The sequence below is a fragment of the Novosphingobium sp. FKTRR1 genome (genome assembly GCF_020404405.1).
In the GTDB taxonomy this organism is placed as follows: Bacteria; Pseudomonadota; Alphaproteobacteria; order Sphingomonadales; family Sphingomonadaceae; genus Novosphingobium.
In genome coordinates, this window is the sequence record NZ_JAIZDA010000008.1 from 81,330 (window position 1) to 103,723 (window position 22,394).

Consider the following 22,394-nt stretch of genomic DNA (forward strand, 5'->3'; position numbering starts at 1 on the left):
CCAGTTCACGTTTACCAAGCCTATGTTCAACAAGCTGCGCAACCTACTGGGCCCCAAGGCCCCACCGGCACCGCCCACTGCCATTCCCGACGGGCAGCGGGTCTATGCCATCGGCGACATCCACGGCCGCAACGATCTGCTAAACAAGCTGATCGCGCTGATCGAGGCTGATGATGCCAGCCGGGGTCCAAGCGACAGCCTGATCATCTTTCTGGGCGATCTGGTCGATCGCGGGCAGGACAGCTCCGGCGTGATCGAGACCGCCCGCGCGCTGGCGGCACGCCGCCAGGCCCGCTTCCTGTGCGGCAATCACGAGGAAATGTTCCTCGGCAGCTTCGAGCGCGAAGATACCCTGCGCCATTTCCTGCGCCACGGCGGACGCGAAACGCTGTTGAGCTATGATATCGAGCCGCAGGTCTACAACACCGTGACGCTGACCGAACTGCACGAGATGTTGCCCGCGCTCGTCCCGCAGGCGCACCGCGATTTCATGGCCGCAATGGAAGATCGCATCGTCGTGGGCGATTATGTGTTCGTCCATGCCGGGATCCGTCCCGGTGTGGCGCTCGAAGACCAGAGCCCGAGCGACCTGCGCTGGATTCGCGGCGAATTCATCGACGATCGCACGCCGCGCGATTTTGTGGTCGTGCATGGCCATACCATCACCGACGAACCGCAGGTGCTGCCGCTGCGAATCGGCATCGATACCGGTGCCTTTGCTTCTGGCCGCCTGACCGCACTAGGTCTGCAGGGCACGGACCGCTGGCTGATCGAAGCGCGCGAGGACGCGCAACCAGAAGCGGGCCTTGCCGATGGCGGGGTCGGCCAGGCGGGCTGAAACGCCCGGCCTGCAAGGCAAATTGCTGCATCGCAAGAGGCAGCGTCATACCCCTGCAACACTACCATCTGAGCCACCAGTGCAAGGCTGCCGCGGGCGCGCGAGCCTTGCGCGGCCGTGCCCGGCTGCCCCGTTTACGAGCACCGATGAAGCCGCATTGATCGCAATTTTGCGCGTTCGTTGCATCGTCGCAACACTTGAAATTCGCACCAATTACAACCGGTTGAATTTGTAATTTTGTTTCAGCCGAAGCGCTCTGACCGATCTGGTCAGCCTTGTCGGATCGCCCGCCCCACTCCCCTGCCCGCTGTTCGTAATCAGGGTGTCACACGTCTCGGGTCTGGACGGCGCCAGCGCGGTAACCGAAAGGCCCGCGCCGCGATCGTGCTGCATCGCACAAGTCGCAAACTCTTGCCGCCGACCAACGGGTCGGGGTTTCAATGGGGTCCGAACCATGCAACGAATTCTTCTGCTTTCCGCCAGCGCGCTGGCCAGCGGCCTGCTGTTTGGCGCCGCGCCAGCACTGGCGCAGTCCACCGGCTCGGTCGATTTCGACCAGCCCATCGTCGTCACCGCCAAGCTGGGCAAGAGCGTGGCCGGGGTGGAAACGCCCGACACGCCCAAGGCCAAGCAGGTGCTCGATCAGGCGATCATCAGCCGCCAGACCCCCGGCCAGACTGTCAACGACATCATCAATCTGGTGCCGGGCGTCAGCTTCCAGAACAACGACCCGTTCGGTTCGGCCGGCGGCAAGCTGTTCATCCGCGGCTTCGACAATACCCGCATTTCGGAGACCTTTGACGGTCTGCCGCTGAACGACACGGGCAACTATGCGCTCTATTCGAACCAGCAGCTCGACCCCGAACTGATCGATCAGGTCAACGTCAACCTGGGCACGACCGACGTCGATTCGCCCACCGCATCGGCCTCGGGCTCGACGGTGAACTATCGCACCAAGCTGCCCTCGCACACGCTGGGCGCGCGCGCGGTCGGCTCCATCGGCGATTTCAACTTCCGCCGCCTGTTCGCCGAGATCGACACCGGTGACCTGAACGATTCGGGTCTGCGCGCATTCGTTGCGGCCAGCACCGCCACCAACGACGCCATCTTCGGCGGCATCGGCAAGATCGACAAGAAGCAGATCAACGCCCGCATCTATCAGCCGCTGGGCAACAATGGCGACTTCATCTCGGTGGCCGGTCACATCAACTGGAACCGCAACAACTTCTTCGGTTCGGTGCCGATGTGGACCGACAACACCGGCACCCGCGTGGTTGGGGGCGCTGCGGGCAACCGCTTCCCGGTGAGCGGTGACGAGCGCTTCTATACCGTGCCCGATTGCACCATCGCCAGCGGCGTGGCCGGAACCGCCGATGCGGCGACGAGCTGCGGTTCGGACTTCGAATTCCGCTACAACCCGTCGAACACCGGCAACATCCGCATCAACTCGCGCTTCACCCTGGCCGACGGGCTGGTGCTGACGGTCGATCCCAGCTTCCAGTACACCAACGCCAACGGCGGCGGCACCGTCACCGCCAAGGAAGGCACGACCACCGTCAACGGCGTCGCCAACCTCACCGGCTTCATCAGCAACAACTACTACTTCGGCCGCGACCTGAACGGCGATGGCGATGTGCTCGATACGGTGCGCCTGCTGGCTCCCAGCAACACGCAGACCAACCGTCTGGGCGTCATCTCGTCGCTGCGCTATGACATCAACCCGGAAAACACCGTCCGCATCGCCTATTCGTATGATCGTGGCCGCCACCGCCAGACCGGCGAGCTGGGCACGCTCAAGAGCAACGGCTTTGGCGCGCAGTACTTCCCGATCGACGCGCCGCTGGCCGATGCTGCGGGCAACATCGTGGAAAAGCGCAACCGCCTGTCCTACGCGATCCTGCACCAGATCTCGGGCGAATATCGCGGCAAGTTCCTCGACAACAAGCTGACCGTGACCGCAGGCGTGCGCGCACCGTTCTTCAAGCGCAACCTCACCAACTACTGCTTCACGACCAACGCTGGCGGTGCCTATTCGTGCCTGACCACCAGCGCGGGCAGCGCCGCCTTTGCCGCCGCCAACGCCACGGCAGCAGCGCCGCAGCAGCGCCTGTTCTCCTACAGCCGCGTGCTGCCCAACGTCGGGTTCACCTACAACGTCACGCCCGACGCCAGCCTGTTCGCCAACTATTCGCGCGGGCTGCAGGTTCCGGGCACCGACAACCTCTACAACTCGTTCTACTTCGGCGCTGACACCGCAGGTGCCAAGCCCAACCCGGAAACCACCGACAACTTCGACGCCGGTGTCCGCTTCCGTTCGGGCAACATCATGGCGCAGGGCTCGTTCTGGTACACGATCTATCAGAACCGGCTTGCTTCGGCGTACGACCGCGATCTGCAGGTTTCGGTCTATCGCAACCTTGGCCGCGTCAACAAGTACGGCTTTGACGGCAGCATCGCCTGGCGCCCCAACGCCAACGTGTCACTTTATGCCTTCGGTTCGTACCTGCATTCGAAGATCAAGGACAACGTCGATGCGGGCGTGAACTGCACCGCCGCCAACGTCCAGTACGGCACGCTGGGCTGCACCGCGGTGGGCAACGTGGCTTATTACCAGACCGCCGGAAAGCGCGAATCGGGCGCGCCGGTCTATACCTACGGTGCGCGCGCCGAAGGTACGCTGGGCGCCTTCTCGTTGGGCGTTCAGGCCAAGCGGACCGGCCCGCGCTATGTCAACGACCAGAACCTGCCGTTCTACGTCACCGTCAACGGCGCCCCGCTGCAGATCTTTGCCGCCAAGGCGAAGGCCTATACGCTGGTCGATCTCGACGCCAAGGTCGACCTGGGCAAGTATGGTCTGGGCAAGCAGACCTTCCTGCAGCTCAACGTGACCAACGTGTTCGACAAGACCTTTGTCGGCGGTTTCGACGGGACGTTCATCAGCCAGACGAGCAGCGCCTCGTCGCCGATCACGTTCGCGCAGATCGGCGTGCCGCGCACGGTGATCGCCACGGTCGGGATCGGCTTCTGATCGAGCATGATTGACGGGCGGTCCGGCGACGGGCCGCTCATCAAGCGCAATCGTGAAAGGGCGGGACGGCTAGGGGCCGCTCCCGCCCTTTTCATGGGCGGCGCTCTGCGATCAGCCTGGCAGGCTGGTTGGCGATTACTGGTAGACGCAGGAATCGTATTCGCCGCGCACCACTCCGGCGCGCGCGGCGATGGCGTTGCCATGGCGCCGCACCCGGCCCGACGCGCCGACAACTTCGCGCACTTTGGGTTGGGGAAAGGCCGCCGCGATGCGCGCCGCCTCGATCTGCGACAGATGCAGCGCGCCCTTGCCGTAATAGCGTTGCGCGCCTGCCTCCACGCCATACGTGCCGATCCCGGTTTCGGCCACGTTGAGGTAGACTTCCATGATCCGGCGCTTGCCCCAGATCGCCTCGATCAGCACGGTGTACCACGCCTCAAGCGCCTTGCGGACATACCCGCCGCCTTGCCACAGGAAGGTGTTCTTGGCGGTCTGCTGGCTGATCGTCGAGCCGCCGCGAATGCGTCCGCCGTGCTGGTTGCGGCGATAGGCCTGCAGGATGGCATCGGTATCGAAGCCGTTGTGTTCGCAGAACTTGCTGTCCTCGCCCGCGATGGCGGCATCGACCATCGCGCGGTCGATGCGCGACAGCGGGGTCCAGGTCTTGGTGAAGCCGCTGCTGTCGCCCAGCATGGTGAATGTCACCGGCACCGGCACGAACTTGTAGATCACCACTTGCGCCGCTGACAGGAACAGGAACGCCGCGACCAGCCGCGCCACGATCCACAGCCCCCGCGCAACCGGACCGGACCGCCGCGCAGGAGCGGGACGGCTGTTCTTCAGGGTCGCAAGATCATCTGCCATGCCCGCCTTTATGCGCAAGCTGCAGCGCGCTGGCAATCGGGTGCCCGCAATGGCCCAGACGGCGCAGGCAAATTCTCCGCCAGCCTGAATGGCCGGGATTGGTGGTTAGCCGCCACACACCTTAGCGCTACTTTCGAAGCGTCCGTCTTCCGACATCGACCATCAGCAAGCTTGAAATCGATGCTCCGCAGCAGATCAGCAGCGCTATAAAATACGCAACCGCATAGAGCGCGTCACGTTCCCAAACGCCCCACCAGATAGTTGCCGTAAGAAGAGCGAGGGGGGACACGGCGATTACCGCTGCCGCAATCCATCGCTGTCGCGGAAAAATCATCTGCGCCAACAAGCCAGCGATGAAGGTGGCTGCAAACAACGTCCAAGGGTTTAATGACGCTACCATAGTGGCAACGCTACTCTTTTCCCCTAGCGGATCAATGTCCGCCTTTAGGGCGTAAGCCGTCTTGTGGGTAATATCCGCAACGGCGTCTTGCCCGCACCAGCAGCTTATGGCGCCGGCTACGGACATCTCCCTGATCGAGACCCCCGTCGCCCCGTGCTTGACACGGGGCTTGGCTTTCCTTGCGGCCTCGCGTTTGACAGTGCGAGGCTGGTCTACGCCGAGCGCCACGAAGAGATCGCAGCCGACAATCCCGATTGGTTGGACCTTTGGGACCAGTGGTATCCGGCGGCGAACGCGCTGTGCGGCGATGTGGAAAGGTAGCCAAGCCCCGTGTCAAGCACGGGGCGACGAAGGTGTTGCGTTTTGGTGGCGTTGACGTCCGCAACCGGGCGATTCCGGTTGCGCGCACTTGTTTCCGCGGGCGGCGGAAGTTGTCCACGCTGCCTAGGCAGGCTCGGCCTCGACCTGGACTTCCGAGACTGGCCCGCCCGCGTTTTCGGGCAAGGACACAAAGCCCGAGAACGAGGCCACCGCCGGACCGTGCGCGGCAAAGCCAGCGCACGCGATCTGGCCGAGCACGTTGGCCGCGCGATCGCGCACCGTGATCAGGCAGCGACCTTGCAGCAGGCGGGGCGAGCGCTCGACCCGGCCGAACACCCACAATCGCCCGCCGCGCAGGCGGGCGTGCCCGGCGATGACCCCGAAATCGGTCCCTTGCGGACGGATCAGGATCACGCCGGGATCGCGCGCGGCAGCGGGCTCTGCCAGGACCAGCGCGGCAAGCAAGGCAGGCAGGGCAAGCCGACGCCGGTTCACGGGCGCTTGTCCGGTGCGGCAGCCGGTGCCTTGCCCGCAAGGCCCAGTTGTCCGCCGCCCAGCGCCACGAACATGCCGACCGTATCGGTCAGCCGCGCGCTGCGGGCCTGCACGTACTGGATGCGCGCCTGCTGCGCGGCGGCGGCGGCGTTGAGCACCGCCAGCGTGCCGACGCTGCCCAGTTCAAGCTGGCGCTTGACGAAGCCAAGGCTGGCTTGCGCCGCGGTATCACCCCGGCTGGCCGCATCGAGCGCATCGGCATCGGTCGAGAGCGCCGTCAGCGCGTTCGACACGTCGGCAAAGGCCTGCAACGCCACACCGCGATAGCGCGCTGTCGCGGCTTCCAGCGCATCCTCAGAGGCACGCTGCTGCTTGCGCAGGGTTCCGCCGTGGAACAGCGGCGCGGTCAGGCCACCCAGCAGGCTCCAGAACGGGTTGCCATCGCGGAACATATCGCTGAAGTCGCGCGCTGCGCCGCCAGTGCTTGCACTCAGCGTGATCGAAGGCAGCCGCGCCGCGATCGCCGCCTTCAGGTCGGCGCCCGCGCCTTCCATTCCGGCAGCGGCGGCGGCCACATCGGGGCGTTGCGCGACCAGATCGGACGGCAGCACCAGCGGCAGGTCGGTCGGCAGCGCAATCTCGTCAAGCGCGGGAAGTTTGGGCAAAGCCGCGCCCGGCGCAAGGCCGAGCAGCACCGCCAGCGCCGCCAGATTGGTCCGCCGCGCCCGTTCGAGCGGAGGCAGCGCGCCTTCGGCAGCGGCCAGTGCCGCTTCCTGCGCCGCAACGTCCGCCTTGCCCACCGCGCCCAAAGCCTCGCGCCGGCGCAACATGGTCAGGACCGCACGGTTGCTGTCGATGGCGGTCTGCGCGTCCTCGGCCTGCGCTTGCAGGGCCGCGTTCTGGATCACCGCCAGCACGACATTGGCGCTCACCAGATTGCGCACGCCATCGGCTTGCGCCGCCGCCACCCGCGCCTGTGCGGCGGCCGAGGCGAAGTGCGCGCGGTTGGCGCCGAACAGGTCGAGCGCATAGCTGACGCTCACTTGTGCGGTATGCACCGAAAACACCGTCGGATTGGGGTCGAGCAGCGGCGACGACAGCGTTTGCGAGATGCGCTGCCGCTCCACCTGATACCCGGCGTCAAGCTGCGGGAACAACGCGCCGCGCGCCGCGCCCGCCAGATCGTGCGCCTGGCGCAAGGCGGCTTGCGCCGCACCCAGATCGGCATTGGCAACCAGCGCCTGGTCCACCAGATCGTTGATCGCGGGGCTGGCGAAGGCGGTCCACCAGCGATCGGCCGCAGCCGTGCCGACATGAACCGTCTGCGCCGGACCGGATTGCGGCGCGATCGGAGCGGTCACCGCCGTTTGCGGTGCTGCCCCGGCGGGCGTGGGCGGCAGCGGCAGTTCAACCTTGACCGGCTTGGTGCGCGCCAGTCCCGGTTGGGGCAGCACGACACAAGCCAGCATGGCAGCGATGATCGAGCGCTTCATGCCACTTCTCCCGCTTCGCTGGCGGGCAGCACGTGGGCGCCTGCTTCGGCTTGTTCCCGACGCTTGCGGAACATCACCCGGCCCGAAAAGCGATTGATCAGCAACGGCAGCACCAGCAGGATCAGCACCGGCGCCAGCGTCATGCCGCCGACCACCACCAGCGCCAGCGGCTTTTGCACCTGACTGCCGATGCCGGTGGACAAGGCAGCGGGCAGCAGGCCGATAGCGGCGACCAGACAGGTCATCACCACCGGACGCAACGAGTTGGTCACCGCAAGCCGAAGCGCGGCGGCCTGTTCCAGTCCTTCGTCCATCGCCTGATTGAAGTTGGTGACCACCAGAATGCCGTCCATCACAGCGATGCCGAACAAGGCGACGAACCCGATCGCCGCCGAAATGCTGAACGCCGTTCCGGTGAACAGCAGCCCGGCGACCCCGCCGACCACCGCCATCGGGATCACGCTGAACGCCAGCAAGGTATCGCGCAGGCTGCGGAAGTTGGCATAGAGCAACAGCAGGATCACGATCAGGCTGATCGGCACGACGATCTCCAACCGCTGCACGGCATTGGTCAGATTGGCCAGTTCGCCCGCCCATTCCAGCGTATAGCCTTGCGGCAGCACCACATTTCTGGCGATGCGCGCCTGTGCTTCGGCCACGGCGCTGCCCAGATCGCGATCACGGACCGAGAACTTGATCGGGGTGTAGCGCGACTGGTGCTCGCGATAGATGAACGAGGCACCGGTCGTCAGGCGAATGTCGGCCAGTTCGGACAACGGCACTTCGATGGCGCTGCCATCGGGCGCGGTCGCTCCCACGGTGATGCGCTTGACCGCTTCCAGACTGTCGCGCTGGTCCTGTTGCAGCCGCACGATGATCGGGAAGTGCCGGTCGGTATGCGGCTCGTACAGGAATCCGGGCGAAGTACCGCCGATCGCGGCGGCGACCGTCTGGTTGATATCGTCGGGCGTCAGGCCATAGCGCGCCGCCTTGACGCGATCGATGTCGATCCGCACGGTCGGCTGGCCCAGCGACTGGAACACGCCAAGGTCTGCGATCCCGCGCACTTTGGCCATCTGATCGCGGATCTGCGACGCCAGCTTTTCCAACGTGACCAGATCGGGGCCGAACAGCTTGACCGAATTGGCCCCCTTCACGCCCGAGGCGGCTTCCTCGACGTTGTCCTCGATGATCTGCGAGAACGAGAAATCGACGCCGGGGTATTTGTCCTGCAGCTTCTTCGACAGTTCGCCGACCAGCTTTTCCTTGTCCATGCCGCTGGGCCATTCGTCGAACGGCTTGAGCGGCACGAAATACTCGATGTTGAAGAAGCCGGTGGCGTCGGTGCCATCGTCGGGGCGGCCATGCGCCGACAGCACGGCGGTGACTTCGGGATACTTCAGGATATCGCGGCGGATCTGGCGCGCCATCGGCTCGCCCGCCTCAAGGCTGATCGAGGCCGGCAGCGAGGCGCGGATATACATGTTGCCTTCTTCAAGGTGCGGCAGGAACTCGATCCCCAGCGAGCGCACCCCGATGAACGCGCCCACCACCAGCAGCAGCCCGCCGCCCAGCGCAACGATCTGGTTGCGGAAGGCAAAGCTGGCGGCCGGCTCGTAGGCACGGCGCAGACGGCTGACCACCCAGGTTTCCACCTCGCTCAGCTTGTCGGGCAGCAGCAGCGCCGAGAGCACCGGCGCAACCGTGAACGTGGCGATCAGCCCGCCGACGATGGCATAGGCATACGTCTTGGCCATCGGGCCGAAGATGTGGCCTTCCACCCCGGTCAGCGTGAACAGCGGCAGGAAGCTGGTGATGATGATCGCGGCGGCAAAGAAGATGCCGCGGCTGACCTCGTTCGAAGCTTCAAGCACCGCACCCAACCGGCTGGCGAAGGTGAAGTGGTGCTTGCCCTCGCTGCTTTCGACATGGTGCGATCGTTCGGCCATGTGGCGGAAGATGTTCTCTACCATGATCACCGTGGCATCGACGACCAGCCCGAAATCGAGCGCGCCGACCGACAGCAGGTTGGCGCTTTCGCCCTGCAAGGTCAGGATCAGCACGGCAAAGGCCAGCGCGAACGGGATCGTCGCCGCCACGATCAGCGCGCTGCGCAAGTTGCCCAGAAACGCCCATTGCAGGAAGAAGATCAGCAGCACGCCCGCGACGAGGTTCTCCATCACCGTGCGCGTGGTCACGCCGATCAGGTCCGAGCGGTCATAGATGCGTTCGAGCGAGACGCCCGGCGGCAGCACGCCGCTGGCATTGATCGTGTCGATCTCGGCCTTGACCGCCTGGATCGTCGGCATCGATTGCGCGCCCCGGCGCATCAGCACGATGCCTTCCACCACGTCGTCATCGGTATTGAGCCCGGCGATGCCGTTGCGCGGCAGGTTGCCGATCTTGACCGCGGCGACATCGCGCACCAGCACCGGCGCCGTGCCGTCACGCCCGACCAGCGTGGTGTTGATCTGGTCGACCGACTGGATCAGACCGATACCGCGCACGATCGCGCTTTGCGCACCGAAGTTGATGGTCTGGCCGCCGACGTTGGCATTGGCCTTGCTCAACGCGGTGATGACCTGCCCGACCGTGAGGTTGTGCGCCTGCAGCCGGTTGCGGTCGATCTCGACTTCGTAGCTGCGTTCCTTGCCGCCCCAGCCGGTCACATCGACCACGCCGGGAATGGCGCGGAAGCGGCGCTGCAACACCCAGTCCTGCAAGGTCTTGAGGTCGGCCACCGAGTACCCGGCGGGCGCCTTGATGCGATAGCGATAGATTTCACCGACCGGGCTGGTCGGCGAGATCGTCGGCACCGCGCCGCCGGGCAAAGTCGGCAGCTGCGCCAGCCGGTTGATCACCTGCTGCTGGGCCTGCTCGTAATTGAAATCATAGGTGAACTGGATCTTCACGTCCGACAGGCCGAACAGCGAGATCGCGCGGATCGCCGTCATGTGCGGCAGGCCCGACATCTGCACCTCGATCGGGATGGTGATCGCGCGCTCCATTTCCTCGGCCGAAAGGCCCGAGGACTGGGTCACGATCTCGACCATCGGCGGCACCGGATCGGGATAGGCTTCGATGTTGAGGTTGTAGAACGCGATCCCGCCCGCCACCAGCATGGCGACGAACAGACCGACAATGGTCATGCGCTGGGCCAGCGCAAAGCGGACGATCCGGTCCATCAGTCAAGGCCCGCTTCGTTGACGAACAGCGCGCCCGAACTGACCACCCGGTCGCCCGGTCGCAAGCCCGAGATGATCGCGACGCGGCCATCGTGGGTTTCGCCGGGCACGACATCGCGCGCGCGGACCCGGCCATTGCCAAGGTAGACCCACACGCGGGCGCTGTCGCCTTCGTGGATCACCGCCTGCACCGGCACCGAAACGACCCCGCCGGGGCCGGGCAGCGGCGCACCGACGGGCGCACGCACTTCGCGCAAGGGGGTCTTGATGGTGAAGTCGGCGAACATCTGCGGCTTGAGCGCGCCATCGGGGTTGGCGATCGTGGCGCGTACCGCCAGACGGTGCGTCACCGGGTCGATCTGCGCGCCGATGTTGTCGATCACCGCGTCGAATTCGCGCCCCGGAATGGCGCTGGTGGTCACGGCCACGTGATCGCCCAGATGCACGCGCTCGGCATCGGTTTCGGCGACTTGCGCCACCAGCCAGACCTTTGACAGGTCGGCGATGACGAAGGCGGGCGTGGTGCCGCCGGTCTGCACGAACTGTCCGCTCGATACCGACCGCGTCACGACCACGCCGCCGATCGGCGCGCGCAAGTTGGTTTCGGCGTGGGCTCCGGCGATGTCAGAGGCGCCTTCCAGCCGCGCGATCTCGGCGGGGGTCTTGCCGAACACGACCAGCTTGTCACGCGCAGAGCCGACTGCGGAATCGGCGATGCGCACGGCGGACTGGGCGTTGACGAGGTCGCTGCGTGCCTGTTGCAGATCCTTCAGCGCGCCACCGGCCTCGCGATAGATCTGTTCGGCGCGCGCCGCGTTCTCTTGCGCCACCCGCAATTGCGAGGCCGCAGACGAGCGCTGCGCCTGCGCCGAAAACAGCGCGTTGCGGGCATCGACGATGTCGCTGGTGCGGATGCGCAGCAGCACATCGCCCTGCGCCACGCGCGCACCGGCATCGACTGCCACCTGCAGGATCTGCCCGGCATAGGGCAGGAACACCGGGGTGCTGCGCGTTTCATCGACGGTGATCTGGCCGCTGGCGCCGGTCCGTTCGACGCCATCGTCAACCCGCGCCGGTTCGATGGTCAGGCTGGCAAGCTGCGCGCGGGTGAGCTGAACTTCGCCTGCAGGCAAGGGTGCCGGCGCCGGTTCGTCATGATGGAACAGGGCACGGCCAAGTGTGATGAGCACGATAACCAAGACCACCGCGCCAACCGCAAGGCCCAGCAGCCGCAGCTGCTGGTGGCGGTCAAGCGCAGGAACGCTGCGTTCAAAATCCATTATTTCCAACTCACTTGCGGCGGCACACCGTGCCGGGGGTCCCTGCCGTCCACCCGGCCTTGCGCGATCGGCAGGCGGGTGTCCGGCCCGCTGGCCCCTGCCCTAGCGCGTCTGGCCGCAGCTTGGCCCGGACATTAAAACACGGTCATGTTTCACTTAGGAAAACCCACAGGAAAACGGCCGGAGGTTTCCCCCCGGCCGTTTTGTCGTTGCGATGCAGGCAAATTCAGGTGGCGGGCAGCAAGCGCTTTTCGACCGCGATCTTCTTGATCGCCTGCTGCAGCTTTTCAAAGGCGCGCACCTCGATCTGGCGGACGCGTTCGCGGCTGACGTTGTAAACCTGGCTCAATTCCTCAAGCGTCTTGGGTTCGTCCGACAGGCGGCGATCGACCAGAATGTGGCGCTCGCGCTCGTTCAGACTATCCATCGCTTCGACCAGCATGGCGTGGCGGAACTGCGCTTCTTCGGCGTCGGCGACGGTTTCGTCCTGCAACGGGCGGTCGTCGGTCAGCCAGTCCTGCCAGGTGCCTTCACCATCTTCGCGCATCGGCACGTTCAGGCTGGCATCGCCACCCATCATCATGCGGCGGTTCATGTTGACGACCTCGACCTCGGGCACGCCAAGGTCGGTGGCGATCTTGCGCACGTCATCGGGGTGCAGGTCGCTGTCCTCGAACGCTTCGAGGTTCTTCTTCATCCGGCGCAGATTGAAGAACAGCTTCTTCTGTGCCGCCGTGGTGCCCATCTTGACCAGCGACCAGCTGCGCAGGATGTATTCCTGGATCGACGCCTTGATCCACCACATCGCATACGTGGCCAGACGGAAGCCGCGATCGGGCTCGAACTTCTTGACCCCCTGCATCAGGCCGATGTTGCCTTCGCTGATCAGCTCGGACACCGGCAGGCCATAGCCGCGATAGCCCATCGCGATCTTGGCGACGAGTCGCAGATGGCTGGTGACCAGTTGGGCCGCAGCGGCGGTATCGGCATGCTCCTGATACCGCTTGGCCAGCATGTATTCCTGCTCGGGAGCAAGTACCGGAAACTTGCGGATTTCCGTAAGGTAGCGGTTAAGACCGGCTTCCCCGGAAAGCGCGGGCACGCTCAGCGCTTTTTTCTGTACAGTCACCTGGACACTTCCTTTCGTCGCGTCGGTACCCAATGCTCCATCCCCTAATGGGCAACAGGCGGCGGGACCACAAAACATATCTACTCAGTTTCAAACAACAACTGAACCGCCTTTGGGAGCCTGTCGCATCTGCCCGCTGGCGGCAACTCCCACCTAGGGGCAGAACGCTCCATTCTGAACGCGCAGTTCGACCAGTAGTTCCGCCATATCGACCGGCGTCGGGCTGATGAAGTGAACCGGTTCGTTGCGGGTGGGATGAAGGAAACCCAGTTCCGCCGCGTGGAGCGCCTGACGGCGAAAGCCGAGCGCTGCAAGGATCGGCCGAAGCCGTTGGGTGGAACGTCCGTACACAGGGTCTCCCACTAGCGAATGGCCGATTGACGCAAGGTGAACGCGCACCTGGTGGGTTCTCCCTGTCTCGAGCCGACATTCGACCAATGCGGCGCCATCGAGCGGTTCCAGCGTGCGATAGTGCGTGACGGCATGCTTGCCGCGCCCGTCGGCGACCAGCGCCATCTTCTTGCGATCATGGCTCGACCGGGCAATTGCGCCGCGAATCGTGCCCGCCGGTGGCATCGGTGCGCCGGTTGTGACCGCCAGATAGGCGCGGCGGATCGAATGGTCGGCGAACTGGCGCGCCAGTCCTTCGTGCGCGGCATCGGTCTTGGCGACCACCAGCAGCCCGCTGGTATCCTTGTCGATGCGGTGGACGATGCCCGGCCGCGCCACCCCACCGATGCCCGAAAGCTGGCCCCGGCAATGATGCAGCAGCGCGTTGACCAGCGTGCCGTCCAGATTGCCCGCCGCCGGATGGACCACCAACCCGGCGGGCTTGTCGACCACGATCAGGTCGGCATCCTCGTAAACGACTGCCAGTGGAATGTCCTGCGCCGTGGCTTCGGCCGGAATGGCGGGCGGTACGCGGATGGCAAAGGCCGTGCCCGGCGCGGGCTTCAACGAGGCTTGCGCCACCACTTTACCGCCCAGCGAGATGCGTCCGTCGTCGAGCAGCGCCTTGATCCGTTCGCGCGACAGCCCGCTGCCATCGGCCAGCGCCCGGTCAAGCCGCTGTCCGCCGGTCGCGATCGTGCCCTCGATGATCGTTTCTGCCTGCCCCATGTTCGCAAATATATGGGGATGGTTTGCAGCGCCGCAATAGTGCCTGTCGATCAAGGCAAAGCTGGGCTAGGCCTTGTCACGATGTCACTCACCCTCGCTCCCGGCGTTCGCCAGACGATGCTCGACGCCGCCAATATCGCCCATCCGCACGAGGCTTGCGGCCTGCTGCTTGGCCATGACCGGCACGTCGCGATGGCAGCACTCTGCGCCAACGTTGCGCCCGATCCGGCCAGCCATTTCGAGATCGACCCCGCCGCGCTGATCGCCGCGCACCGCGCCGAACGCACAGGCGGGCCAAGGCTGCTCGGCTATTTCCATTCGCACCCCAACGGCCTTGCCCGTCCTTCGGCCACCGATGCGGCCAGCGCGGCGCGCGACGGGCGCATCTGGGCCATCGTGGCAGGAGGAGACGTTACCTTCTGGCGTGATTCCCTATCCGGGTTCGAACCGCTTCCCACCGCGCCCCTGCAGCGTTAAGGCTGGAGCGATATCGTTTCGCGTCGCATCCGCGCCAACGCGCGCTTGTTCGCCAAGGAATGCCAGAACAGGACCAATACCGGCCATGACCACCGCTTCGATCGACCTTGCCAGCCTGCTCTGTTCGCGCCTGTGCCACGACCTGCTCAGCCCGGTCGGCGCCCTGTCCAACGGCCTTGAACTGCTGGCCGAGGAAAAAGACCCCGAGATGCGGGCGCGGTGTTTCGAACTGCTGGAACAGAGCGCCAAGGCCTCGGCCGACAAGTTGCGGTTTTTCCGGCTGGCCTTCGGCGCGGCGGGCGGTTTTGGCGACACGGTGCCGGTGGCCGAACCGCGCGCGCTGGTCGATGCGCTGGCCGGCAACAACACCCGGCTGCAGGTCAACTGGGTGCTGGGCAGCGACATGCTGCCCAAGCCTGCGGTCAAGGCGCTGCTCAACCTGGCGCTGATCGGGATCGAGGCGCTGGTTCGCGGCGGCACGCTGGATATCGCCGCCGAAACGCATGAGGGCCAGAACGGCGACCAGCATGGCCAGACGACCGAGATCGTCATCCGCGCCGCCGGGCCACGGATCGCGTTCGACCCGGCAATCGGCCATGCGCTCGAAGGCACGCTGCAGCTTGAGGCTTTGTCGAGCAAGACCGCGCCTGCAACGATGATCCATCAGCTTGCCACCTCGCTCGGCGGGGGCCTGCAGGTTCACCTTACCGACGAGGCGCTGCTGCTGGGCGCCATCCTGCCCACCGCCTGATCCACCAGACCCCGCGCAACCGGCAATGAACCGCTGGCTCGTCCATCACGAGGCACCCTCGCCCAACTGGAACGAGCGGCGCCTGCCCGTATCGATGGTGGTGCTGCACTACACCGGCATGCGCAGCGCGGACGAAGCGCTGGAACGGATGCGCGATCCCGCCGCCGAAGTCTCGGCGCACTACATGATCGACGAGGCGGGCGTCGTCACCCGGCTGGTCGCCGAAGACAAGCGCGCCTGGCACGCAGGCCGGTCCTACTGGCGCGGGATCACCGACATCAATTCCGCCAGCGTCGGCATCGAACTGGTCAATCCCGGCCATGAATGGGGCTATCGCCCGTTCCCCGATGCCCAGATGGAAGCGCTGATCCCGCTGCTGGCCGACATCGTCAAGCGCCACGGCATCCAGCCCGCCAATGTCGTCGGCCATTCCGACATCGCGCCTGCGCGCAAGGAAGATCCGGGCGAATTGTTCGACTGGGACTTGCTCGCCCGCTATCGCCTCGCGCTGGCCAAGCCCCGGCTGACGATGCGGCTGCTGTTCGACAACGATGGCGCGTTCTTCCTCGCGCTCGAACGCTTCGGCTATGACATCAGCGACGGGCGCGCCGCGATCCGCGCGTTCCAGCGGCGCTGGCGCCCGCACAAGATCACCGGCGAGATCGACGGCCAGATCGGCGCGCTGCTGTTCGAACTGCTGTTGCAGCGCGACATGGGGCTGGACTGCGCCGACGAGTGATCCGTTTTGGCGGGGCTGGAGGTTCACCGCAGCCCGTGCTAGGCCGCTTTCGCCAGGGGGCCGGGCAGCCGCGTTGTCAGCTTGCTGATGCCGAGGAAAGTCCGGGCTCCACGAAACAAGGGTGGCGGGTAACGCCCGCCGGGCAGGAAGTTTCGGCTTCAGGTCAAGGGAAAGTGCCACAGAGAGCAGACCGCCGATCTGGTCGAAAGACCGTGAAAGGTAAGGGTGAAAGGGTGCGGTAAAAGCGCACCGCGCAACCGGCAACGGAAGCGGCAAGGCAAACCCCACCCGGAGCAAGATCGAATAGGGACTGCGCGCCGCCGGTCACAAGCTGGTGGCAGGCCTGTTTCGGGCCAGCAGTCCGGGTTGATTGCTTGAGCGCGCCCGGCAACGGGCCGCCTAGAGGAATGGCTGCCAGTGCCGATACGGTCCACTTGTGGGATACCGTCGGCGCTACAGAACCCGGCTTACAGGCCCCCTGGCATTTGAAAACGGTTTGCGTGGCACCCCGCTGCGGGTAGGGAAGCGGCATGTCGGGCGCACACCATCATCACGATCAATCCAGCGGGCACTCCCATGGACATTCCCATGCGCACGGGCATGACCATCATGGCCACGGACATTCGCACGCCCCCGCCAGCTTTGGCCGGGCCTTTGCCATCGGTATCGCGCTCAACACCGGGTTCGTCGCGATTGAGGGCATTTACGGGATCATCGCCGGATCGATGGCGCTGGTCGCCGATGCCGGGCACAATCTGTCGGACGTGCTGGGGCTGGTGATCGCCTGGACCGCCAGCATCCTGACCGCGCGGCCACCCTCGGCGCGGTTCACCTATGGCTTCAAGTCGAGTTCGATCCTCGCCGCGCTGGCCAATGCCTCGCTGCTGCTGATCGCGCTGGGCGCCATTCTGGTCGAGACGATCCGCCGTCTGGTCCATCCCGAACCGGTCGCCGGCGGTCCGGTGATGATCGTCGCCGCCATCGGTATCGCGGTGAACACCGTTACCGCGCTGATGTTCATGCGCGGGCGTCACCACGACATCAACGTGCGCGGCGCCTATCTGCACATGGCCGCCGACGCCGCCGTTTCGGCCGGAGTGGTGGCCGCCGGGTTCCTGATCACGCTGACCGGCGCGCAGTGGATCGACCCGGTCACCAGTCTGGTCATCGTGGCGGTGATCGCACGCGGCACCTGGGGCCTGCTCAAGGACTCGCTCAAGATGGGTCTGCATGGGGTGCCCAACGGCATCGACGAGAACGCCGTGCGCGCCTTTCTGGCTGCCCAGCCCGGTGTCTGCGCGGTCCATGACCTGCACATCTGGCCGATGAGCACGACCGAAACCGCGCTTACCGCGCACCTCGTCATCCCCGACGGGCACCCGGGCGATGCGTTCCTCCACCACATCGCCCACGAACTGGGTGACGACTTTGCCATCGGCCACGCCACCCTTCAGGTGGAAACCAGCGCCGAGGGCCACCCTTGCGCGCCCGACTGCGATCCGGTGGCCTGAAGGGCAATTCCCCGCGATTTCAGGGCGTTTTACCGCTCGATCGGGCCTCTGCCCGTTGGTGCAGGTGGTGAGCGGGGCAGGCACACCCCACGTTCCTGAGCGGAAGGGGGCGACGTGGGTCAACCACGGAGCTTCATTGCCGTTTGCCCCCTCATCGGCACGCTTCCGTGATCGCCATCGTCGCCCCCTCCAACGCAAAACTGGAGGATTCGATGCCCAAGACACTCGCATTCGCGGCACTTCTGGCAAGTGCTGCCCTGCCCATTGCTGCCGCTCCGGCCCTTGCTGCCCCTGCTTCGGTCGTGGTCGGTGGCGCTGAAATGCTGCCCACCCGCACCATCGTCGAAAACGCGGTCAATTCGGCCGATCACACCACGCTGGTCGCCGCCGTGAAGGCTGCCGGCCTTGTCGACACGCTCAACAGCGCCGGGCCGTTCACCGTGTTCGCGCCGACCAACGCCGCCTTTGCCAAGCTTCCGGCGGGCACCGTCGAAACCTTGCTCAAGCCCGAAAACAAGCCGGTGCTGGCCAAGATCCTGACCTACCACGTGGTCGCGGGCCGCGTGACGGCGGCCGAACTGGTCGCCACGATCAAGGCCAATGGCGGTCAGGCCAAGCTGACCACCGTGGCAGGCGGCGTTCTGACCGCCTCGCTGGTGGATGGCGTGGTAGTGCTGACCGACGAAAAGGGCGGCACCGCCCATGTGACCCAAGCCGACGTGTTCCAGAAGAACGGCGTGATCCACGTGACCGACGCGGTATCGCTGCCGAACTGATCGTCTGAGCGGCCCGGCCCCCATTGGGCCAAAACAGAAGGGGGCGGCACCTTGCGGTGTCGCCCCCGTTTCTGTGTCAGGCCCATTTCTGTGTCAGGCCCGCTTCTGTGTCAGGCCCGTTTCTGTGTCAGGTTTTGCCGTCCCGATAGGGTCAGGCCGCCTGTTCCTTGCCCTTGAGCACGCGGATCGGTTCCTTGCGGCCATCGACCACATCCTTGTCGACCACCACTTCGGCGATATCCGATTCGGTGGGCAGGTCGAACATGGTGTCGAGCAGCAGGCTTTCGACGATCGAGCGCAGACCGCGCGCGCCGGTCTTGCGTTCGATGGCGCGCTTGGCGATGGCTTCGAGCGCATCGTCGGTGAAGGTCAGCGTCACGTCTTCCAGCTCGAACAGCTTGGCGTACTGCTTGATCAGCGCGTTCTTGGGTTCGCGCAGGATCTTGACCAGCGCCTCGATGTCGAGGTCGTTGAGCGTGGCGATCACCGGCAGACGACCGACGAATTCGGGGATCAGCCCGAACTTGAGCAGGTCTTCCGGTTCGGCCTTCTGCAGCAGTTCGCCGACCTTGCGCTTGTCGGGATCGGCAACGTGCGCGCCGAAACCGATCGAACGCTTCTGCAGGCGGTCCGAGATGATGCGTTCGAGGCCCGCAAAGGCGCCGCCGCAGATGAACAGGATGTTGGTGGTGTCCACTTGCAGGAATTCCTGCTGCGGATGCTTGCGCCCGCCCTGCGGCGGAACGCTGGCGGTGGTGCCCTCCATCAGCTTCAGCAGGGCCTGCTGCACGCCTTCGCCCGATACGTCGCGCGTGATCGACGGGTTTTCGGCCTTGCGGCTGATCTTGTCGATTTCGTCGATGTAGACGATGCCGTGCTGCGCCTTCTCGACGTTGTAGTCGCTCGATTGCAGCAGCTTGAGGATGATGTTTTCCACGTCCTCGCCCACGTAACCGGCTTCGGTCAGCGTGGTGGCGTCGGCCATGGTGAACGGCACGTCGAAAGTCTTGGCGAGCGTCTGCGCGAGCAGGGTCTTGCCCGAACCGGTCGGGCCGACCAGCAGGATGTTCGACTTCGACAGCTCGACATCGCCACCCTTGCCGCTGTGCTTCAGCCGCTTGTAGTGGTTGTGCACCGCCACCGAGAGCACGCGCTTGGCGCGGTCCTGGCCGATCACGTAGTCGTTCAGCGTCTCGAAAATGTCGCGCGGGGACGGTACGCCGCCATCCTTCTTGCCAGCGATGCCGGCCTTGGTTTCCTCACGGATGATGTCGTTGCACAGCTCGACGCATTCATCGCAGATGAACACGGTCGGTCCCGCGATAAGCTTGCGCACCTCATGCTGCGACTTCCCGCAGAAGCTGCAGTACAGGGTGCTTTTGGTATCCGATCCGGAAAGTTTCGTCATTCGTCCATCCCAGGCACCTCTCTGCGAGAGGCGCGCCCGGTTATCCTACTACCCCGAGGGCATTAATCAACCGGACACAATGTAAGTCGAATATTCCTAGGGTATGGCGCCTTTCGCAAGGCTTAAGAGCGCCATACCCCCGCAATATCATGGAGTAGGTGCGCCGCCCGAGCCTTCCAGCTCGCCGGTCTGATCGGTGGCGGGGCGCGACTCGAAGACCTTGTCGACCAGACCAAAGGTCTTGGCTTCTTCGGCTTCGAGGAACGTGTCGCGGTCCATCGCCTTCTCGATCTCGTCGAGCGAGCGGCCGGTGAACTTGACGTAAAGGTCGTTCATGCGCTTGCGAATGCGCAGGATTTCGCGGGCCTGGATCTCGATGTCCGAGGCCATGCCGCGCGCACCGCCCGAAGGCTGGTGGACCATGATCCGGGCGTTGGGCAGCGCCACGCGCAAGCCGGGCTCGCCCGCAGCAAGCAGGAAGCTGCCCATCGAGGCCGCCTGACCGATGCACACGGTCGACACCCGCGGCCGGATATACTGCATCGTGTCATAGATCGCGAGGCCTGCGGTCACCGCGCCGCCGGGCGAGTTGATGTACATCGCGATATCCTTCGACGGGTTTTCCGATTCGAGGAACAACAGCTGCGCCACGATGACCGAAGCCATGTGATCTTCGACTTCGCCGGTGACGAAGATGATCCGTTCGCGCAGCAAGCGCGAATAGATGTCGAAACTGCGTTCGCCCCGGCTCGATTGCTCGACGACGACGGGGATCAGCGCGCCGGTCACGGGATCGTGGGTGAACTTGCCTTGCATGGTGGACGCGCCGAACAGGTCGAGCATGAGAATCCTCTTGAGGTTAGCGGTGACCTATGTCGCGTGCCCTGCGCCGATGTTCAAGGGCGTTAACCCAAGATCGGGTGGAATGCTTGGGGACGATGCCGCCAAAAGCCCAGATATCGGCCCGAAACCGATCAGAACGCGCTGCCTGAGCCCGTGTGGGCAACCGCTGGACAAGGCCCTTGCCCGCGTGGCTGCTTCGCTGCAGCGTTGTGCGGACGGATTGTTCGCCGGGGGAGAGATTCGATGCCACACCGCTTGCGCGCCCTTTCGCTGTTGTTGACGGCATCGATCGCCACCATCGGCCTTGGCCCCGCCCATGCGGGCGATACCGTCGCCACGTACCTGGAGCGGATTCGCACCATCGACCAGTCGGGACCGACCCTGCACGCGGTGCTGGCGGTCAATCCCGATGCGGCCAAGGAAGAGCTTGCCGCCCGCGCCATCACGGGACCGCTGGCGGGCAAGGTCATACTGGTGAAAGATAACATCGAAGTTGCCGGGCCACTGCCGACGACGGCGGGAAGCTGGGCGCTGCACGGCAACGTCACCGGCCGCGATGCGCCGCTGATCGCCCGGCTGCGCAAGGCGGGCGTGGTCATTCTGGGCAAGACCAACCTGTCGGAATGGGCCAACATGCGTTCGGGGTCGTCATCAAGCGGGTGGAGCGGCGTCGGCGGACAGACCCGCAATCCCCACGCGCTTGACCGCAGCCCCTGTGGTTCATCCTCGGGCAGCGGGGCTGGCGTGGCGGCCGGACTTGCCTGGGCCGCAATCGGCACCGAAACCGATGGATCGGTCACCTGCCCGGCGTCTGCCAACGGCATCGTCGGGTTCAAGCCCACGCTTGGCCTTGTCAGCCGCACCCATGTCGTGCCGCTCAGCCACAGCCAGGACACGCCGGGGCCGATGGCGACAAGCGTGGCCGACGCGGCGCTGCTGCTCAACGGCATGGCGGGCAGCGATCCGCTCGACCCCGCCACGCTTGAGGCGGATAAGCTCAAGACCGACTTCACCGCAGGCCTTGCCACCGCCAGCCTGAAGGGCGTGCGGATCGGCGTGCTGCGCAAACAGGCCGGTACCGAGCCCAAGGTACAGGCGCTGTTCGACAAGGCGCTGGCCGATCTGAAAGCAGGCGGTGCCGAACTCGTCGAGATCGATTATGCCTTCCCCGCAGACCTCGGCCGCGACGAATTGACCGTGCTGCTGTTCGATTTGCGCGAGGATATGGGCGCTTACCTGCGCGGACTGCCCGGCAACCCGCCCTTGCGCAGTCTGGCGGACCTGATCGCCTTCAACAAGGCGCATGCCGATCTGGAACTGCATTGGTTCGGGCAGGACTTGTTCGAAAGCGCCGAAAAGACCACCGACCGCGCCGCTTACGAAAAGGCGCGCGCCAATTCGCTGCGGCTGGCCGGGGTCGAGGGCATCGACAAGCTGCTGGCGACCAACAAGGTTTCCTTCCTTGTCGCGCCGACGTCGGGTCCGGCCTGGCCGATCGATCTTGTCACCGGCGATCACGACGGCAGCGGCGTCGGTGCCGGGACTTTGGCCGCCGTGGCGGGCTACCCCCACCTGAGCGTGCCGATGGGCGCCGTCGAGGGTCTGCCGATCGGCCTGTCGATCATCGGCGCCAAGTGGGACGATGCGCACGTGCTGCAGGCCGGCGCCGCCTATGAACGGGCGCGGACGGTTGCCGTGCCGGTGCCCTCGTTGAAGCGCTGGGGCGACTAGGCGGCA

General features: G+C 65.2%; 18 protein-coding genes and 1 other RNA gene. 9 read left to right on the forward strand and 10 right to left on the reverse strand.

Features of this window, described 5'->3' with window-relative positions:
- Positions 1 to 22: 22 nt before the first annotated feature.
- Positions 23 to 838, forward strand: coding sequence for a metallophosphoesterase family protein (locus LDN95_RS09965; protein WP_226017524.1), 816 nt, complete (start codon positions 23 to 25; stop codon positions 836 to 838).
- A gap of 454 nt (positions 839 to 1,292) precedes the next feature.
- On the forward strand, positions 1,293 to 3,866 hold the full coding sequence (locus tag LDN95_RS09970; protein ID WP_226017525.1) for a TonB-dependent receptor: 2,574 nt from the start codon (positions 1,293 to 1,295) through the stop codon (positions 3,864 to 3,866).
- A gap of 135 nt (positions 3,867 to 4,001) precedes the next feature.
- Here LDN95_RS09970 and mtgA read toward each other — a convergent pair whose 3' ends face one another.
- From mtgA to LDN95_RS10010, 8 genes are all read right to left on the reverse strand, one after another.
- A complete protein-coding gene (gene mtgA, locus LDN95_RS09975; protein WP_226017526.1) occupies positions 4,002 to 4,730 on the reverse strand; it encodes a monofunctional biosynthetic peptidoglycan transglycosylase in 729 nt (242 codons plus the stop codon).
- Positions 4,731 to 4,857: 127 nt separating this feature from the next.
- Positions 4,858 to 5,103 carry a hypothetical protein gene (locus LDN95_RS09980; RefSeq protein ID WP_226017527.1) on the reverse strand — a complete coding sequence of 82 codons (246 nt, stop codon included), beginning with the start codon at positions 5,101 to 5,103 and terminating at the stop codon, positions 4,858 to 4,860.
- A 471-nt stretch (positions 5,104 to 5,574) separates the two neighbouring features.
- Complete coding sequence (locus LDN95_RS09985) at positions 5,575 to 5,946, reverse strand: hypothetical protein (protein WP_226017528.1); 372 nt, start codon at positions 5,944 to 5,946, stop codon at positions 5,575 to 5,577.
- Positions 5,943 to 7,439, reverse strand: a complete 1,497-nt coding sequence (locus LDN95_RS09990; protein ID WP_226017529.1) for an efflux transporter outer membrane subunit — start codon at positions 7,437 to 7,439, stop codon at positions 5,943 to 5,945. Before LDN95_RS09990 ends, LDN95_RS09985 begins: the two co-directional genes overlap by 4 nt.
- Positions 7,436 to 10,624: an efflux RND transporter permease subunit gene (locus tag LDN95_RS09995; RefSeq protein ID WP_226017530.1), complete on the reverse strand. Its 3,189-nt coding sequence runs from the start codon at positions 10,622 to 10,624 to the stop codon at positions 7,436 to 7,438. Before LDN95_RS09995 ends, LDN95_RS09990 begins: the two co-directional genes overlap by 4 nt.
- The gene (locus LDN95_RS10000) at positions 10,624 to 11,904 is read right to left on the reverse strand and encodes an efflux RND transporter periplasmic adaptor subunit (RefSeq protein ID WP_226017531.1); all 1,281 of its coding nucleotides are present in this window, start codon (positions 11,902 to 11,904) and stop codon (positions 10,624 to 10,626) included. The genes LDN95_RS09995 and LDN95_RS10000 overlap by 1 nt, the downstream gene beginning before the upstream one ends.
- 226 nt (positions 11,905 to 12,130) lie before the next feature.
- The gene (gene rpoH, locus LDN95_RS10005) at positions 12,131 to 13,033 is read right to left on the reverse strand and encodes an RNA polymerase sigma factor RpoH (protein WP_226017532.1); all 903 of its coding nucleotides are present in this window, start codon (positions 13,031 to 13,033) and stop codon (positions 12,131 to 12,133) included.
- A gap of 153 nt (positions 13,034 to 13,186) precedes the next feature.
- A complete protein-coding gene (locus LDN95_RS10010) occupies positions 13,187 to 14,152 on the reverse strand; it encodes an RluA family pseudouridine synthase (RefSeq protein WP_226017533.1) in 966 nt (321 codons plus the stop codon).
- Positions 14,153 to 14,233: 81 nt separating this feature from the next.
- On the opposite strand from LDN95_RS10010, the gene LDN95_RS10015 reads away from it, so the two are divergent.
- The 6 genes from LDN95_RS10015 to LDN95_RS10040 all read left to right on the forward strand — a co-directional run bounded on the left by LDN95_RS10015 (position 14,234) and on the right by LDN95_RS10040 (position 18,406).
- Positions 14,234 to 14,629, forward strand: a complete 396-nt coding sequence (locus LDN95_RS10015) for a Mov34/MPN/PAD-1 family protein (protein WP_226017534.1) — start codon at positions 14,234 to 14,236, stop codon at positions 14,627 to 14,629.
- 85 nt (positions 14,630 to 14,714) lie between these two features.
- Positions 14,715 to 15,380, forward strand: coding sequence for a histidine phosphotransferase family protein (locus LDN95_RS10020; protein ID WP_226017535.1), 666 nt, complete (start codon positions 14,715 to 14,717; stop codon positions 15,378 to 15,380).
- Between the two features lie 25 nt (positions 15,381 to 15,405).
- A complete protein-coding gene (locus tag LDN95_RS10025; RefSeq protein WP_226017536.1) occupies positions 15,406 to 16,119 on the forward strand; it encodes an N-acetylmuramoyl-L-alanine amidase in 714 nt (237 codons plus the stop codon).
- A gap of 52 nt (positions 16,120 to 16,171) precedes the next feature.
- Positions 16,172 to 16,605: RNase P RNA component class A (gene rnpB / locus LDN95_RS10030), an RNA gene on the forward strand.
- 44 nt (positions 16,606 to 16,649) lie between these two features.
- Positions 16,650 to 17,630: a cation diffusion facilitator family transporter gene (locus LDN95_RS10035; protein WP_226017537.1), complete on the forward strand. Its 981-nt coding sequence runs from the start codon at positions 16,650 to 16,652 to the stop codon at positions 17,628 to 17,630.
- Positions 17,631 to 17,842: 212 nt separating this feature from the next.
- Positions 17,843 to 18,406 carry a fasciclin domain-containing protein gene (locus LDN95_RS10040; protein WP_226017538.1) on the forward strand — a complete coding sequence of 188 codons (564 nt, stop codon included), beginning with the start codon at positions 17,843 to 17,845 and terminating at the stop codon, positions 18,404 to 18,406.
- A 151-nt stretch (positions 18,407 to 18,557) separates the two neighbouring features.
- Here LDN95_RS10040 and clpX read toward each other — a convergent pair whose 3' ends face one another.
- Positions 18,558 to 19,814 (reverse strand): ATP-dependent Clp protease ATP-binding subunit ClpX, encoded by a 1,257-nt coding sequence (gene clpX, locus LDN95_RS10045; RefSeq protein WP_226017539.1) that lies wholly within the window; start codon positions 19,812 to 19,814, stop codon positions 18,558 to 18,560.
- Positions 19,815 to 19,961: 147 nt separating this feature from the next.
- Positions 19,962 to 20,657 carry an ATP-dependent Clp endopeptidase proteolytic subunit ClpP gene (gene clpP, locus LDN95_RS10050; protein WP_305082583.1) on the reverse strand — a complete coding sequence of 232 codons (696 nt, stop codon included), beginning with the start codon at positions 20,655 to 20,657 and terminating at the stop codon, positions 19,962 to 19,964.
- Between the two features lie 243 nt (positions 20,658 to 20,900).
- On the opposite strand from clpP, the gene LDN95_RS10055 reads away from it, so the two are divergent.
- Positions 20,901 to 22,388 (forward strand): amidase, encoded by a 1,488-nt coding sequence (locus tag LDN95_RS10055; RefSeq protein ID WP_226017540.1) that lies wholly within the window; start codon positions 20,901 to 20,903, stop codon positions 22,386 to 22,388.
- The last annotated feature ends 6 nt before the right edge of the window (positions 22,389 to 22,394 follow it).